The sequence below is a fragment of the Helicobacter himalayensis genome, assembly GCF_001602095.1.
Taxonomy (GTDB): domain Bacteria; phylum Campylobacterota; class Campylobacteria; order Campylobacterales; family Helicobacteraceae; genus Helicobacter_F; species Helicobacter_F himalayensis.
The window spans coordinates 1328718-1345610 of record NZ_CP014991.1 but is presented as its reverse complement, the minus strand read 5'-3'; the positions used below and the strand labels follow the sequence as shown (position 1 = coordinate 1345610).

General features: G+C 40.9%; 13 protein-coding genes. 8 read left to right on the top strand and 5 right to left on the bottom strand.

The window, feature by feature from the left end:
* Window positions 1-40 precede the first annotated feature (40 nt).
* The 4 genes from A3217_RS06500 to A3217_RS06485 form a co-directional block, all read right to left on the bottom strand.
* Window positions 41-1447, bottom strand: coding sequence for a c-type cytochrome (locus A3217_RS06500; RefSeq protein ID WP_066389033.1), 1407 nt, complete (start codon window positions 1445-1447; stop codon window positions 41-43).
* Window positions 1448-1452: 5 nt separating this feature from the next.
* Window positions 1453-5064 carry a beta strand repeat-containing protein gene (locus A3217_RS06495; protein WP_066389031.1) on the bottom strand — a complete coding sequence of 1204 codons (3612 nt, stop codon included), beginning with the start codon at window positions 5062-5064 and terminating at the stop codon, window positions 1453-1455.
* Window positions 5065-5117: 53 nt separating this feature from the next.
* Window positions 5118-6473: an autotransporter outer membrane beta-barrel domain-containing protein gene (locus A3217_RS06490; protein ID WP_066389030.1), complete on the bottom strand. Its 1356-nt coding sequence runs from the start codon at window positions 6471-6473 to the stop codon at window positions 5118-5120.
* A 193-nt stretch (window positions 6474-6666) separates the two neighbouring features.
* Window positions 6667-7275 carry a M48 family metallopeptidase gene (locus tag A3217_RS06485; RefSeq protein WP_066389028.1) on the bottom strand — a complete coding sequence of 203 codons (609 nt, stop codon included), beginning with the start codon at window positions 7273-7275 and terminating at the stop codon, window positions 6667-6669.
* Window positions 7276-7335: 60 nt separating this feature from the next.
* Here A3217_RS06485 and rplI point away from each other — a divergent pair, with 60 nt between their 5' ends.
* The 5 genes from rplI (at window position 7336) to A3217_RS06465 (ending at window position 10943) form a co-directional block, all read left to right on the top strand.
* Window positions 7336-7785 (top strand): 50S ribosomal protein L9, encoded by a 450-nt coding sequence (gene rplI, locus A3217_RS06480; protein WP_066389026.1) that lies wholly within the window; start codon window positions 7336-7338, stop codon window positions 7783-7785.
* A gap of 30 nt (window positions 7786-7815) precedes the next feature.
* Window positions 7816-8331, top strand: a complete 516-nt coding sequence (locus A3217_RS06475; RefSeq protein ID WP_269465456.1) for an ankyrin repeat domain-containing protein — start codon at window positions 7816-7818, stop codon at window positions 8329-8331.
* Between the two features lie 411 nt (window positions 8332-8742).
* Window positions 8743-8898 (top strand): hypothetical protein, encoded by a 156-nt coding sequence (locus A3217_RS09060; protein ID WP_156471873.1) that lies wholly within the window; start codon window positions 8743-8745, stop codon window positions 8896-8898.
* A gap of 120 nt (window positions 8899-9018) precedes the next feature.
* On the top strand, window positions 9019-10179 hold the full coding sequence (gene metK, locus A3217_RS06470; RefSeq protein WP_066389025.1) for a methionine adenosyltransferase: 1161 nt from the start codon (window positions 9019-9021) through the stop codon (window positions 10177-10179).
* Between the two features lie 206 nt (window positions 10180-10385).
* Window positions 10386-10943: a methyltransferase gene (locus A3217_RS06465; protein WP_066389024.1), complete on the top strand. Its 558-nt coding sequence runs from the start codon at window positions 10386-10388 to the stop codon at window positions 10941-10943.
* A 347-nt stretch (window positions 10944-11290) separates the two neighbouring features.
* On the opposite strand, the gene thiC is transcribed toward A3217_RS06465, so the two are convergent.
* The gene (gene thiC, locus A3217_RS06460) at window positions 11291-12628 is read right to left on the bottom strand and encodes a phosphomethylpyrimidine synthase ThiC (RefSeq protein ID WP_066389023.1); all 1338 of its coding nucleotides are present in this window, start codon (window positions 12626-12628) and stop codon (window positions 11291-11293) included.
* 193 nt (window positions 12629-12821) lie between these two features.
* On the opposite strand from thiC, the gene A3217_RS06455 reads away from it, so the two are divergent.
* The 3 genes from A3217_RS06455 (at window position 12822) to A3217_RS06445 (ending at window position 16848) form a co-directional block, all read left to right on the top strand.
* The gene (locus A3217_RS06455; protein ID WP_066389022.1) at window positions 12822-14036 is read left to right on the top strand and encodes a bifunctional 2-C-methyl-D-erythritol 4-phosphate cytidylyltransferase/2-C-methyl-D-erythritol 2,4-cyclodiphosphate synthase; all 1215 of its coding nucleotides are present in this window, start codon (window positions 12822-12824) and stop codon (window positions 14034-14036) included.
* 40 nt (window positions 14037-14076) lie between these two features.
* Complete coding sequence (locus A3217_RS06450) at window positions 14077-14982, top strand: DNA-binding transcriptional response regulator (RefSeq protein WP_066389020.1); 906 nt, start codon at window positions 14077-14079, stop codon at window positions 14980-14982.
* Window positions 14983-15264: 282 nt separating this feature from the next.
* Window positions 15265-16848: an inorganic phosphate transporter gene (locus A3217_RS06445; RefSeq protein ID WP_066389019.1), complete on the top strand. Its 1584-nt coding sequence runs from the start codon at window positions 15265-15267 to the stop codon at window positions 16846-16848.
* The last annotated feature ends 45 nt before the right edge of the window (window positions 16849-16893 follow it).

Genomic DNA, 16893 nt, shown 5'->3' with positions numbered 1-16893 from the left:
GATTCTATACTTTTATACATTATAAAGGTGCTGCTCTCTACTACTTTTTATTATTCTCTTTCAAATACAACTCTTTTATCTTGCCAGATTCTATAAATATGACTCTAGGCTTTTGGTCTTGATATTTGTGGATATGCAAGGCTTTGGTTAGGGCATTTGCCTTTGCTTTATGCGATAAAAGGGTGCTTTTGGTATCATAGCCACCTATGAGTATATGCACATAATCCCCTCGTGTGAATAGTTTGTAATCCTCGTCTTTGAGTTTCTCTAATGTGTCTAGCGGTATGGTTTTAGCATAAGTGGCAAGTATGTAGTAATACCCATTTGGAATCGACATTTCTCCCTCTCCCTCTTGCTCTTCATCTAGCCCTAGTGCGTCTGTTTCAAACTTAAAGAGTGCCTTAAGCGTAGAATCTTGTGATGCTAAGCTCTGCGTATCTTGGGACTCTGTTATAGAATATTCCTCTTTTTCTTGCTCTTGGGATTGTGCCTTTGCTTCATCTAGGGAATCTTGCGAAACTTCTAGGTCTTCTTTAGTTGTGTTGGTTTCACTCTCTTTGGATTCTGGGTTTTGCGTCTCGTGTGTATCGTCTGCTTTGTTTTTTGTAGTTAGGTTGTTTTCTGCTCTATATAATTGTGGGGTTTGCAAGGACACTCCTAGAGAATCTTTAAGCTCGTAGTCTTTTTCAAGGGAAAATATTTCATTATCGCTACTCATATAGCGCACAAGTGGTTTCATCTTTTTTTGCACATGGGTGTGTTCTGTGAGTTCTGCTATATATTCTTTGTCTGCTTGCATACTTTGGGTATCCACATAAGGACCTATGAGATATCGTTTGAGTTCTTTTCCATTGTATTCTGTGGTATGCACTACATAATCACGTTCTGCAATGCGCGCTAAAATCTCTTCTGGAACTTCATTATGATAAGCTGCTACTTGATAGTAATAGCCTTGAAGCACGGGGGGAGTTGGGTTTAGACTTGCCACATAGTAGGCTATGTTTTCTATATCTGTATCGCTAAATTTATAACGCATAAGATTTGCACTCATAGTTCCTTTTGCGCCACCTGTATCTACTGCTCCTGTGCGGTAGGAATTAAGTAGAGAAACTAGTTCTCCTTGACTTCGCTCTATTATTGGTATGCTAAAGTGCGCACCCGGAGGCAAGGTCCTCCCTTTCCTACCGTGACAAGAAGCACAAGCCTTTTGATAGAGCTTACCTCCGCTTTTGAGGGATTGGGCGATTGCGCGGTCATAGTCGTTTGTATAGCTTGTGGTGAAAAGCAAGGCAAAGAGCATAATGTTTGAGAATAAAGCAATATGCAAGATGGATTTTGCATAAATCATTGTGTTTTTTAGGCTTTTTTTTGCGGATTGTATGGTTTGTTGCGTGTGAGTGCGTTTAGATTCTAATGCTTGCATAAATCTTGTTTTCAAACCTTTCATAAACCTTACCACCATACGCTATAACGTACAGAGAGAGAACCACTTAACTGCCAAACAGAGAAAGCACCATCAAGCTGGGCAGCGATTTCAGAACGTTTGCCGAGTGAATATGAGAAACTCGCCCCTGCTAGCCCTACGAGTGCTGGGACATTAAATGATGAACTCGCCTTAAAATCTCCTATCTGCACGCTAGCACTATGCACAGAATCGATGTTATATCTCCCACCTAGGAGAATGCTATATCGTTTGTTGTTAGCAAATGCTTTAATGTAGCGCACTTTAGCATGCACATATGGGATATGAAAGCTATGGGCTGGGAAAGTTTCATTTTGCAAGACTGTGCTTTCATAGGTAAGGCTAAAGGGAGCAATATGAAGTAGTCCATAGCCAAGACCTACTTCAGGACTAAGCGCGCTATTTTTGAATACATTATAGAGGGTGGCTCCTAAGCGCATTTCTGCATCTATCCCAAAGGCAGAGATTTTATCAACAGCACTATCACCAGCTATGCTGCGATACACTTCAAAGTCTGGACGTTGGTTTTGAGCGTGAAAGATTGCTTTGAAGTAGTATTCTCGCATATCTTTTGTATAAAAGGTTTTGTAGTAGTGCAGTCCTGCTAGGACATTGCTATGCTTGATTTTTGCATTACCATCACTTCGTCCTATTGTGCCATGCCCACTCTCATACCCTGCGTAAAATCCCAAGCTTCCGTGAGATTTAAGGTTTAAAAAGCCTCCCATTAAAGCTCCAGCGATGAATTCATTACCGCTAAAGCCTCCCTCTAGCTTAGAAGTAGTGTAGCGACTAAGGGGTAGAAAGAAAGCTTGATAAGAAGAGTTTGCAGCGTGAGGGGAATAAATCATATCTGCTTCTTGGAGCATATCGATGTTATTGTATGCCAAGGGGACGAGTATATCGTTTTTGTCTTTCACTCTTTTGCCTTGTTCATCTACGCTTTTTGACATTACACTATATGTTTGACCTTTTCTGTGTTCTAGGCTTTTATGAAACATTCTCCTACTCATAGAATCTATGAGGTTGCTTATAAGCAAGTTGTTAGCGATAGCACCATTAAGCAAAATAGTAGAGAGTGTTTCTGATGGAGAACCCTTAGGCTCTAAGCCCACAGCAAAGCCATCTTGCAAATCTATGATTTTCACAGTGCTTTGTGGGGTGTAGAGATTGCGGAGGGCTTGGATACTCAAAGTCGCTTCTCCTCCTAAATTTTCAGCCTTAGTTTGTGTCTCTTTGCCATATTGGTCTGTTTTATTCACAATTTCGCCATCAAGGTTTCTAATTTCTTTTAAAGCTGTGGTGAGCGCGCCATTGTCGTTTTTCAAAAAGAGGGCTTCATAGTTGTATTTTTCTTCCCATTTGTCTGTGTCTGCGATGATTAAGATACCTGCCTCTCTATCTAATACACTGCTTCCATCAGCACCAAACCTTGTGCCTGTTTTTAGATTACCTATGGTTACATTCTTATCCATAATAATATGTCCCTTGGTGTCTGCGTCTTTGGCTTTGGTTTTGTCATTATAGTCGGAGGCAACTTGTGTGAGTTCTAGCACCCAATTTTGAAGTGTGATATTTGAGCCGTTGTTATTGCTATTGTTGATAGTGCCATTGATATGACTGCCACTATATTGGGCAAGAAGCGCTTGTGGGTTAGATATGCCTCGCGTTAAGATAAGCTCGCCTACTTGTATCGTGCCTTGATTATTGAGAGTTCCATACACGCTTATTGTTTTATCTTGTGCGTTGATAGTGGAGTTTGTGGCTATGGTGAGTGCGCCTTCTTTTACTTGGTTGCTTCCTTGTCTGCCTAGTGCGTTGATAATACTTGCACCTGTGGCAAGTGTGCCTTGTTTATGTCTATTTCTACCTATGTAGAGCTCATCATTTATGGTTATGCTTCCGCTTTGTAAATCAAGAGTATGGACATAGCCATCTTGGTTTGTTGAGTAGGTGAGTGCATTGGCTGTATTCTGTGTTAGGTTAGAGATAAATGCACCATTGCTAAGTGTGGTGAGTGTGCCTGTGTTGGTGAGAGTTGTAATGTTAGCGTTGTTGTTAAGTGTGGTGAGTGTGCCAGCATTGTTTAGGGTAGAGATAGTCCCTGTGTTGTTATTTAGTGTGGTGAGTGTGCTTCCGGCTTGATTTTCAAGAGTGGTGATATTGTTTGTGTTCTCAAGTGTCTCTAGTGTGGCGGCTGTTTGATTGTGAAGGGTATTTAGTGTGCCAGAGTTTGAGAGTGTAGTAATTTGTGCATTTGTTTTATTAGTAAGCGTGGTAAGAATGCCAGAGTTATTAAGCCTTTGAATCTGCGCGTTTGCTTCATTATCTAGTGTGATAACTCTAGCGGCATTGTTTAGGTTTGTGATTTCGCTATTGTTTGTAAGGGTTGTGAGTGTAGCGTTGTTTGTATTATTTAGATTATCAATAGTTCCAGCATTTGTAAGTGCATTTAGAAGCCCAGCATTGTTATTAAGCTCTTGAATCTGCGCGTTTGTTTGGTTGTTTAATGTGGTAAGTGTGGCATTTGCTATGTTGTTGAGTTGATTTATATTCCCAGAGTTTGTAAGGGTTGTGAGTGTAGCGTTGTTTGTATTATTAAGTGTAGCTATATTGCCCGCGTTTGTCAGAGTTGTAAGTGTGTCAAAGTTGCTAAGTGTATCTATCGTGGCATTTGCTTGGTTATTGAGTGTGGTTAATATAGCGGAGTTATTTAGGTTAGTAATTTGTGCATTTGCATTGTTTGTAAGTGTGGTAAGCGTAGAGCCTGTAGTGTTATTTAGTGTAGTAATTAAGGCGTTTGCTTGGTTATTAAGTGCGGTTAGTATGGAGTTGTCCGCATTTGAAAGTGTAGTGATAGTGCCTGTATTATTAAGTGTGGTAAGTGTGGAGTTAGAGTTATTTAGGTTAGTAATTTGTGTATTTGCTTGGTTTGTAAGAGTGGTGATTTGGGCATTTTGGTTGTTTAGGTTATTAATGCTTCCGTGAGTGGTTGTGCCTGTTTGGTTTGTGATAGCTGTGATTTGGGCATTTTGGTTATTAATAGTATCCATAGAGCCAATGTTTGTGAGAGAATCTAAAACTGTGGTAGATGCATGTGTGAAAGTGCCGATACTCCCGCCCTCTTGGTTTGTGAGTCCTCCTGTGAGCGTGCCATTATTGAGTATCGTGGCGATATTTCCACCATTGGCATTGGTGAGTTGGTAGATTGTCCCAGTGTTTTCTAATTGTGTAATGCTGCCTTGATTGGTAGTGGTAGCCCCAGCTGTGCCTATTGTGCCAGCATTTATCAACGTGGCGATATTTCCATTTGCTTGGTTATTTAAGCTAGTTATAGAGCCTTGAGCCTCATTATCTAGTGTGGTGATAGTGCCTGTGTTATTAAGTGTGGTAAGTGTTGCGTCGGTAAGGTTAGTTAGTGTGTCTATCGTGCTTTGGTTATTAAGAGTGGTGAATGTGCCAGAGTTATTTAAGGTTGTGATGCGTCCATTTGTTTGGTTGGTGAGTGTTGTTATGGTTATGTTGCTAGCGTTGTTTAACTCATTGATACTCCCAGTATTTGTAATAGAGCTTAAGTCAAAATTATTGTGTAGGTTTTGCATTTCTCCTTGGTTAGTTATGCCATTTGTGATTGTGCCATTATTTGTTAAAGTGGCTATGCGTCCATTTGTTTGGTAAGGGTTGTGATAGTGCCTTCATTAGTTAAGGTTTGAATCTCACCACCTTGTTGGTTGGTAAGGGTTGTTATTCTCCCACCTTGTTGGTTTGTGAAGCTAGTTACTACGGCGTTTATGCCTTGATTTTGATTGTCTGCTACAGTAAAAGTCCCTATGTTTCCAGAGTTTGTGCCTTGTCTAAGATTACCACCAGAGATGCTGAAAGTATTTATAGTGCCTTGATTGTTTAATGTTGCGAGTGTAGCGCTATTGTTGTTATTTAGGGTGGTTATAGTGCCTTGATTGTTTAATGTTGTTATCTCAGCACCTTGTTGGTTTGTAAGGGTTGTGATAGTGGCGTTGTTTTGGTTATTTAAGGTAGTGATAGCACCAGTGTTTGTTAAAGTGGCTATGCGCCCATTGTTTTGGTTTGTGAGGTTAGCGATAGTGCTAGAGCTGATGAGAGCAGTGATAGTGCCAGCGTTAGTTATATTTGCTGTGCTACCAGCTTGTATAGCTATTTCGTTGAAAATTCCTTGGTTGCTAATAGTGTGACTGCCATAAGAAACAGTTATACGAGCGACTTGTCCTGTAACACTATTTGTCATAGTAAGATTACCACTAGCCCCCATACTGCGCTGAGCATCTCTATCCCAAGTAGTAGAAGTTGAATTGCCCATGCCAATTTTGCCGTGGTTTTCTATGATTGAGGTAGTGTTTCTCACTGAACCAAACACTGTGGTGCCTCTCACATTTGTGTTATTTAAAGATGCTCCTTGTTGCACTGTTAAATAGAATGCAGAGGTAGTGTCATTGTTTGTGATAAAAGAAACCCTGCTCCAGCCACTGGCATTGATATTGGCATTTATGGTGAGGTAAGTATCTGCTGTTCCTATTTGATTGGTGAAAGTTTGCCTAACATTGAAAGCTCGGTTTATATCGCATCTATTTTGAGTGCGTGTTGCTGTATCGCAATACATTGAGAGGTCGTTACTTTGGCTTAAGGCTGGGGTATAGGAAGAGAATAGGAATATAGGGAAAAAGAGATAAGGTTTAGAGCTTAGGTGCTTTGCGTGGTGAGGCTTTGTGTTTTGTGATTTTTTATTTTGTTTGTAGTGTTTGAGATTGTTTAATCGCGAAGTTGTCGTTGCTTTATCATTAGATTTTATAGAAATGTAATGAAAAGATAAGGCTTGGCTAGGTCTCGGGGGGGGGGGGGTAATAGTTGCTTTGTGCGCTTTATCTCCTTGCTCTCTAGATTCTTTTGTAATTTCTTTTGTGTCTCTATTTGTAGCTTGGTTTGTAGCTTTTTGTCCTCGTGCGTGCCTCTTCGCATTTTCTTGTAATCCTCTCATACAACTTCCTATCAACTTTCTATGACAAAGTCTGAAACTTATCTTAAAATGATAATCGACAAAACAAGCTTGATGTGTAATTTTACTTAAAGATTTAAGCTAGTGTTGTAAATATGTAACTTTTGAATCCCAAAAAAATATTTTTTAAAGTTTCATTTTGGTTTTGATGGGCGCAGATTCGCACAAAATTTCTTTAAGTAAAAATTTCCTGAAGTAGATTCTTGTAAAGTGAGGCATTTTGGCGCAAACTCGCGCGCAGAAGTTTATAATCTGCGCAAAATGTGCCAACAAGATTCCAAAAAGCTTTTGAGTGGTTTTTATGCGTGATATGCGCAAGCTCATGCACTACCACATAGCGCACGCACTCTTTTGGCGCGAAGCAAAGCATAAGCGAAAAGGACAAATCATTCTTATGTGTGCAAAGCCCAAAATAACTTTTTGCTTTTTTTGTTTTTAGTTTCCCAAACTCCACACCCATAAGCTTTGCAAGATTCTCACATTCATTATGTAAGAAATTTTCAAGTGCGCTTTTTAGCTCTTTAGCAGGATTTGCAAACTCCTCTTTTTTGCGCCATTGCCCAAAATAGAGAATCTGAGCATTTTGACGCAAGGAATGAAAATGCGCTTCTTGTTGTTGGAATTTTTCAATTTGGGATTCTATCCATACGCGGTTTTGCTCGATTATTTGCTTGCAATGGGCTTTTGTGTAGTTTTTTGGCACGCTTAAAATGACATTTTGAGAATCCTTCACACTTAAGCGCGCACTGCGTTTTATACGTTTTATGATGGTTACCTTAAACATCGCTAGACTTTGTAATAAATTTTTGGCATTATACAGGCTTTTATAAAAAGGAGCGTGCGAATGAAAGTGTTATTGATACAAAATGTGCAAGGGCTTGGCAAAGCTGGCGAGATATGTGAGGTTAAAGATGGCTATGGACAGAATTTTCTTATCGCAAAGGGTAAGGCAAAGCTGGCGACAAATGAGGTTATAAACCGCTATAAACACGAGCAAAAACAGCTTGAACAGAAAAAAGCACTCGAGCTAGCTGAGCAAAAACAGCTCGCAAGCACACTAGATTCTCTCACGCTTAGTTTGAGTAAAAAGGTTGGCGCAAACAATGCGCTTTTTGGCTCGATTACAAAAGATGAGATTGCGCACGCGTTAGAGGCGCATTCAAAAGTGAGTATTGATAAAAAATGGATTGTGCTTAATGAGCCCATTAAGCACCTAGGGACTTTTAAGGTTGGTGTAAAAATTGGCAATGGCATAAGCGCGCAACTCACGCTTAATGTCGTAGCAGAATCTTAAAAAGCACAAAAGCCAGCAAAAAGGAAAAATGTGCAAAAAGATTCTAAAAAAGCGCAAGGTACTCAAGGTGTGCAGGATTCTGCTTTAAGCAAAGAAGAGCGTGAGAAGCTTGAAAGGCTATGCGCGCAGAGTTTTGACTTTGCCCGTGCTGATGATGAAAAGTCGCTAAAAATACTGCTAGATTCTGGATTGAATGTCAATCTCGCCAATGAGCAGGGAAATACGCTCCTTATGCTTGCGGCGTATAATAATAGCTTGACGTGCGCGCGCACACTCCTTGAACGCGGGGCAGATGTGGATAGGCGCAATGATAGAGGGCAAACTCCGCTTGCTGGCGTGTGTTTTAAGGGCTATTATGAAATGGCGAAGTTGCTTATTGAGTATGGTGCAGATGTGGATAGCGATGGCGCGCTAAGTCCGATGAATTGCGCGATTATCTTTCAACGCAATGAGATACTTAAACTTTTGCGCCAACATTCACGCAAAAAGCCCTCGCTCTTGCAAAAAATTAGCTTTTATTTTTTGACAAAATTTAGAAAAAAGTAAGGCTAGATTCTAATTCTAAAAGCTAAGATATTAAGATTCTTCGCTTGCGCTCAATATGACAAAATATATTTCATTCTGAGCCTTTAGGCGAAGAATCTAAGGATTCTAAAACAACATTACAGAATCTTAGAATCCCATCAGCCAAAACGCGCCGAGTATGCGCGCAGGCGATACAATCTAAAGAAATAGAATCTTAAATTCTAAAAGCTAAGATCTTAAGATATTTCACTTACGCTCAGAATGACAAAGTGAGGTTTTATGAGATTCTTTGTTAGATTCTTCGCTGCGTTTAGTTTGACAAGAGGAAAGTTCAGAATGACAAGAGGGGCGTTCAGTTTGACAAAGTAGGCTTTTGTTGGATTCTTTGTTGCGCTAGATTCTTCGCTTCGCTCAATATGACAAAAACAAGGCTTGTCATATGACCTCTCTCTTTGTCATTCTGAGCCTTTAGGCGAAGAATCTAGGATTCTCAAAACCGCGTTGCAGAATCTTAGAATCTCATCAGCCATAACGCGCCGAGTATGCACGCGTAGCGAAGCTTGTCAGGGGCTTTGCTCTTGTAAGTGATACAATCTAAAGGAATAGAGGCGATACAATTGATGGAATAAAAATTCAAAACACAATACATATTTGCCATTTTTTGTGCTACTATTACACCGTAAAAAATCCAAAACACAAGGTGAGTTTATGAAAAAATCATTTCTTTTCACTTCAGAATCTGTAACCGAAGGGCATCCCGACAAAATGGCTGACCAAATCAGCGACGCAGTGCTTGACTATATCATCTCGCGTGATAAAAATGCGCGTGTGGCGTGCGAAACACTTGTAAGTAATGGCTTTTGCGTGATTGCTGGCGAGCTAAAAACAAGCGTATATGCACCAATGCAAGAAATCGCGCGCAAAGTCGTGCAAGAAATCGGCTACACAGACGCGCTCTATGGCTTTGATTACCGCTCTGCAGCCGTGCTAAATGGTATCGGTGAGCAAAGCCCGGATATCAATCAAGGCGTGGATAGAGAAGATGGCGAAATCGGCGCTGGCGACCAAGGGCTTATGTTTGGCTTTGCGTGTCGCGAGACGCCCTCACTTATGCCATTGCCTATTTGGCTCTCTCACCGCTTGACTGAAGGGCTAGCACAAGCGCGCAAAAGCGGGAAACTGCCATTTTTGCGCCCTGATGGCAAAAGTCAAGTAACCGTGCGCTATGAAGATGGCGTGCCAGTGGCGATTGATACAATCGTTATCTCCACACAGCACAGCCCAGAAACGCAACAAAGCCACCTGCGCGATGCGGTGATTGAGGAAGTCGTGCAAAAAGTGCTACCTAAAGAATTTCTAAACGATAATATCCGCTATTTTGTCAATCCCACAGGGAAATTTGTCATCGGCGGACCACAGGGCGATGCGGGCTTAACAGGGCGCAAAATTATCGTTGATACTTATGGCGGAAGTTGTCCGCACGGCGGGGGCGCATTTAGCGGGAAAGACCCTAGCAAAGTGGATAGAAGCGCAGCTTATGCAGCCAGATATGTGGCGAAAAACCTTGTGGCAAGCGGCGTGTGCGACAAAGCAACCGTGCAACTCGCCTATGCTATCGGCGTGGTAGAGCCTGTGTCGATTTTGGTGGATTCTCACGGAACGGGTAAGGTGGAAGATTCTAAACTCACTGATTGTGTGCAAAGCATTTTCCGCCTTACGCCAAAAGGCATTATAGAATCGCTTGATTTACTCCGCCCAATTTATCAAAAAACTGCGGCTTATGGGCATTTTGGACGCGAGCTACCAGAATTTAGCTGGGAGAGAACCGACAAAATCGAGGCAATCAAAGATTTCTGCGGGGTGAAATAAACCCCGCTTTGAATCACACATCAGTACAAAAAATATGTAGGGAAAAAATATGGGGCTAAAACAAAAACTTGTAAATTTTAGAAATCGTCTATTAGGGGGGGGGATTATCCCACATTTCAAGCGAAATCCACTTCATTAAAACTCTCCTACTAAAACAAAACGAAAAAAATCTAGGCGCACTTTTTGATATTGTTTATGAAACAAATATGTGGGGCAATGGCTCTGGCAGCGGGTCAAATGAGATTTTATGCAAAGATTATGTTGTATTTTTGCAGGATTTTTTTAAAAAACATAATATAAAAAGCGTTGTTGATGTGGGTTGTGGCGATTGGCAGTTTTCAAAAAATATTGATTTTAGCGGGATAGAGTATCAAGGCTTTGATGTCGCGTCATTTGTCATCAAAGCAAATAACGCAAAATACCAAAAGCCAAATGTGATTTTCACACAATATAATGGCGATTTTACAACGCTCCCAAGTGCGGATTTGCTCCTTTGTAAAGATGTTTTACAACATTTACCAAATGCAAAGATACAAGAATTTATAAGTATTCTGCCAAGATTCAAATACGCGCTTATCACAAATGATATGAGCGACAAAAATAATGATGACATACTTCCGACAATGGCGCGCACACTTGACTTGCGCGCAGAGCCTTTTAATGTGCTGCTTGAAATTGTGTTTCAAATCCAAGAAGAATGGGGCAAGGCAAATAATGTTACAAAAATCACTATGCTTTGGGTAAATCCAAACATAAAGCCTTAAAAAGTTTTATGTTTGAGAATCTCTATTCCTTTAGATTGTATCGCCTCGCGGAAATAAATTCCGCTTCAGCTCCGCTTCGCGCGCATACTCAACGCGTTTTGGCTGATTGGGTTTATGGATTCTGCAATGTTGTTTGGGTATTTAGATTCTTAAGAAAAAAACATAGATTCTTCGCCTAAAGGCTCAGAATGAAATATCTTAATATCTTAGTTTTTAGAATTTAGATTCCATTCCTTTAGATTGTATCGCCTCGCGGAAATAAATCCCGCTTCAGCTCCGCTTCGCGCGCATACTCGGCGCGTTTTGGGGCTTTTGGTTTGTAGATTCTGTAACGCTTTGTGGATTCTCTATTCTCTATCTTTTAGCAATTCCTGTGAAATCTTATAACTGCAAAATTTTGGTCCGCACATTGAGCAAAATTCCGCATCTTTGAAAACCTCTTGAGGCAGGGATTCATCGTGGTATTCTCGCGCGCGTTCAGAATCTAGTGCTAGCTCAAACTGCCTATTCCAATCAAAGCCATAGCGCGCATCACTCATTGCATCATCTCTTAATCTCGCATTCACGCGCCCACGCGCGATGTCCGCAGAGTGTGCGGCGATTTTATACGCGATAATGCCCTCCCTCACATCATTTGCATTTGGCAAACCCAAATGCTCCTTTGGCGTTACATAGCAGAGCATACTCGCACCATGCCACGCTGCCATACTCGCGCCAATAGCACTTGCGATATGGTCATATCCCGCTGCAATATCTGTAACAAGCGGACCTAGCACATAAAAAGGCGCTTCATCACAATAGCGTTTTTGCAACTCCATATTGCGCTCAATCTGATTGAGCGGGATATGCCCGGGACCTTCCACCATCACCTGCACACAAGCCTCTCGCGCGCGCCTTGTGAGTTTGCCTAAAATCTCTAGCTCACCAAACTGCGCCTTATCACTCGCATCAGCCAAGCACCCCGGACGCAGAGAATCTCCAAGCGACAAACTCACATCATAGCGCTGGCAGATTTTGAGAATCTCATCAAAATATTCATAAAAAGGATTTTGCTTGTGATAATGCAACATCCACGCCGCCATAAGACTGCCTCCACGCGAGACAATCCCCATTTTGCGCTTGCTTAATAAAGGTAAGTGTTCTAGCAAAAAGCCACAATGGATTGTAAAGTAGCTCACGCCTTGCTTTGCTTGCTTTTCAATGACTTTTAGCATCGTGTCAATATCAAGCTTTAAAATATCATTTTTTACATCATAGAGAATCTGATACATCGGCACGGTGCCAATGGGTGCGCTAGAGTTTGCAATCACAGCTTGCCTAATAGAATCCAAATCCCCACCTGTGCTTAAATCCATAATTGTATCCGCGCCGTATTTTATGGAGATTTTTGTTTTTTCAATCTCTTCGTTAATGTCGCTTGCAAGCGAGGAGCTTCCGATATTTGCGTTAATCTTAGTGCGCGCAACCAAGCCAATTCCTATGGGTTTTAAGTTTGTGTGGTTTATATTTGCTGGGATTATAAGCCTTCCGCGCGCAACTTCTTGGCGCACAAGCTCTGGGGAAAGATTCTCATCTTGTGCCACTTTTTGCATTTGCTCTGTAATCACACCTTGCTTTGCGTGAAAAAGCTGCGTATTTGCCTGCAATGTGCCTTTATCTTGAATATTTTTTGCTCTTGCTGTCATTTAAGAATCCTTAATTTTTCTTGTATTTTAGGGCTTTCAAGCATAGCAGACAAATCATAATTAGCGGTGCTTTTGTAAAAAGGGTGCGCAAATAAACTCAAAGTGTGTAAAATTTAAGCATTTTGTGATTTAAACTAAGCTAAAATTAATTTTTTAATTTAACAAAATAGTTAGGGAATTAGGAAATTTTTATATGTCTTTATTGAACGCGCCTCGACCTTTGCCTTGCACAATCGCTTTAGTCTTAATGGCGGCTGGAAATAGCGAGCGTTTTGCAAACTCTAATCAAGAATCTAACCTTTCAAATTTTGTCAATCCCAAAGCGCGCTTTATCAAAAAGCAGTGGCTTCGTATCGGTGAAAGGGCGTTGTGGCAGGAAGTAGCGCGGAATTTTTGCGCGCATTATGCCTTTAGCGAGGTTGTCATCACGGCTTCAAAGCAAGATTTGTTTTATATGCGAAATATAAGTGAGCATACTATTGTGTTGGGCGGAGATTCTCGCGCACAAAGTCTAAAAAACGCGCTTGAAGTGGTGAAAAGCGATTTTGTGCTAGTGAGTGATGTGGCGCGATGTAATGTTGATTTTAGTGTGGTTGAGCGACTTTTGGCGTGTATTGATTCTGTGGAATCTAAAATATGCGCTGTGCCTTATCTAAACGTGGCAGACACGGCATTTTATAAAGAATCTTATTTGCAAAGAGAATCTTTAAAACTTATCCAAACACCCCAACTTAGCCACACGCAAACTCTTAAAAAACTTTTAGATTCTGAATATTATGCAAAGTTTAGCGATGAAAGCTCCGCATTTTTTGAATCTGGTTTAGAAGTGAAGTTTGTCGCGGGTAGCAGGCAATTACACAAGCTTACTTTTGGTGAGGATTTGGAAATATTGCAATCTCTTGGCGTGGCAAGTGCTGAAAATATCATTGGTAGTGGCTTTGATGTGCATGGCTTTGAAGAGGGCAAAGAAATGGTGCTAGGAGGCGTGAATATAGAATCTCCTATTGGCTTCAAAGCCCATAGCGATGGCGATGTCGCGCTTCACGCGCTAAGTGATGCGATTTTAGGCGCGATGAATGCCGGTGATATTGGGCAGTGGTTTCCAGATACGAGCGAAGAATTTAGGGGCGCAGATTCTAAAAAACTTTTGCAGGAGCTGTATTATTATGCGCGTAGCGTGGGCTTTGAAGTCGTGCGCTGTGATTTGACAATCTTAGCCCAAGCTCCGAAAATCGCGCCTTTCAAGCAAGCAATGAAAGAATGTATCGCAAAGCTTTTGGAAATCGAGGTTGCAAATGTCAGCATTAAGGCAAGCACGACAGAAGGGCTGGGCTTTATCGGGCGGAAAGAGGGCGTAGCAGTGAGTGCATTAGTGACTTTACGCGCAATTGATTGGCGTAGAATCTAGCAGATTTTTTTTAAAATTATCTTAAAAGGGGTTGTGTGAAATGAAAATTTTGATTATTGAGAGCGAAACCTATTTAGCGCAGGGAATTGTGAATAGGCTGAATGATTTTCAATTTGAATGCGTAAGTATCGGGTCGCTTAGCGATGTGGATAAAAAAGAGCATTTTGATGTCGTGCTTGCCTCGCTTGAGAGCATTGACAATAATTACCTCGAGCTTTTGAAGCGTTTTAGTAAGGCGATTATTATTTTAATGATAAATTATATCAATGATGATACGGTTACAAAGCCCCTGCAGAACGGCATTGCAGATTATATTGTGAAGCCTTTTATGATTGATGAGCTTGTGCGTAAAATCCAACATTACAAGTCCTATCAAGATTTAACACACGAAGTAAGCTTTTATCGTGATTATTTTAAATTTATCCAAAAAGAACTCGCCACGCCCGACCCAATCGCCTATAACCCACCCTTTGTGATTAAGACAAATTCCCAACGCAGTGCAGATATTTACGCTATGCGTTATGCACGTGAAAAAAATGTTACTTTTTCATTTTTGACGCTTAAAGAAGACCGCTGGAAACAGGTTTTTAGAAATCAGCCTAGCAAAAATGAGATTTTTTATATCACAAATTTAGAAGAGCTTAAAAAGTCCGAAGTGAAGGACTTTTTAGATATGGCATTAAAATTTAGCTGCATTATTTCAATCATTTCAAATGAAAAGGTGGCATTTCCACAGGTTGTGGATATTTCTGGTTATTCAAATAGCCTTGAGCTTGGAGGGAAGATTCTTTCCGTGAAAGAATATGAGCGCATTATCATCGCAAAATTTGAAAGTCGATATCCAGATATTGAGCTCGCAAAAAGGCTTGGAATGAGCCGCAAAAGCCTATGGGAAAAGCGCAAAAAATATGGACTTACGCGCAAAAAAGACGGAAAGCAGGAATAAAAGGCAATTATTCCTTGTGATTTAAGGTTTTTCAGGGAGAGTAAATCTCGCTTTATGTTAGCACTGCTTTCATATTTTATGTTTTCTAACCCAAACGAATCCTAATCTTTTTTAATCGCCAAATGCCAAAATTGCAAGATTCTATCTGCTCTATAACTTTAATAAATAAAACTTTGTTGATTTTTTGCCACAAAATTTGAAATTTTGCAAAAATTGCTATGTACAAAGGGATTTTAAGGTAGTATAAACGCTACTTTCATTTTTAAGGCTTAGGATCTTCTTATGGATATTAAGGTTGTTAAACAGATTGAAAAGGCAAACCAAAACAACTTGAGTGATAGCATTAAAATTAGCATTGTGTTGGTGTTTTTTATTGTTGTTTCGCTCATAGCTATTGTGTTTGGAGCGAGTGCAAATGTGTTAGTGCTGGTGTTTTCGGCGGTTATTGGCGCGTATATGGCGATGAATATCGGCGCAAATGATGTGGCAAACAATGTCGGTCCGGCTGTGGGTTCAAAAGCTATTACACTACTTGGCGCGATTGCCATAGCAGCAATTTTTGAAGCACTTGGTGCGATTGTGGCGGGTGCTGATGTGGTCGATACGATAAAATCTGGAATTATTGCCCCCGAATCTGTGAAAGATTCTAGGATTTTTATTTGCGTGATGCTTGGTGCACTACTTTCTTCTGCGCTGTGGTTACATTTGGCAACTTTTATTGGCGCGCCTGTTTCTACGACGCATTCCCTTGTGGGTGGGATTTTGGGCGCTGGCATTATGGCTGGTGGCTTTAGTGTGGTGAATTGGACGGCGCTTGGACGCATCGCTTCTAGTTGGATTATTTCGCCTGTTATGGGGGGTGTGATTGCAGTGCTGTTTTTGGTGTTGATTAAAAATACTATTACTTACAAAGAAAACAAGCAAGCCGCTGCAGAGCTTGTCGTGCCACTACTGATTTTTCTTATGTCATTTGCTTTTGTGCTTTATATGTTGATGAAGGGCTTAAAGCAGATTCTACCTATTAGCTTTAGTTTAGCACTTGTTGTGTCGTTTGTAATTGCACTTGTTGTGTATTTTATCGCGCGTCCTTTGGTGTCAAAAAAGGTGCAAACTTTGACAAATACAAAAGAGGATATTGGCACGCTTTTTACTATTCCGCTTATCTTTGCTGCGGCGATGTTAAGCTTCGCACACGGCGCAAATGATGTTTCAAATGCCATTGGACCGCTTGCCGCGATTAATCAAGCGCTAGATTCTCTAGGTGGTGAGCTTTCAGGAAGTAAGGCTGGCGTGCCACTCTGGGTGCTTTTTATCGGTGGGCTTGGGATTTCAATCGGGCTTGCGCTTTATGGTCCGCGTCTTATCCGCACGGTGGGAAATGAGATTACCGAGCTTGATAAAATTCGCGCGTTTTGTGTGGCGATGAGTGCGGCGATAACCGTCCTAGTTGCTTCGCAGTTAGGCTTGCCGGTGAGTTCTACGCATGTAACTATTGGCGCGATTTTTGGCGTTGGATTTTTGAGAGAATATCTTAAAAAGCGCTATTATGAAATGCAGCAAACCATTATAGACGCACACAGAGGGAAAGATTCTGCAGAAGTGGAGCGCTTTTTGACAAACTTTAATAAAGCAAGCGTGAAACAAAAAGGTGAGATTCTCAAATCCTTGAAAACTAATAAGAGCAAATACGCGCTTAGCTTCAGCAAAAAGGAAAAAAAGAATCTCAAAAAGGCTTACAAACATGAGCTTGTCAAACGTAGCGCGATAAATAAAATTGTCGCTTCGTGGCTTATAACCGTGCCTGTTTCAGCGGTGCTTGGCGGGGTTGCGTGCTATATTGCTATGAGTATTGATTTTGTAATTTAGCATTTTTTAAAACAGCTTTGTTACAATTAGCCTTTTATTAAAATT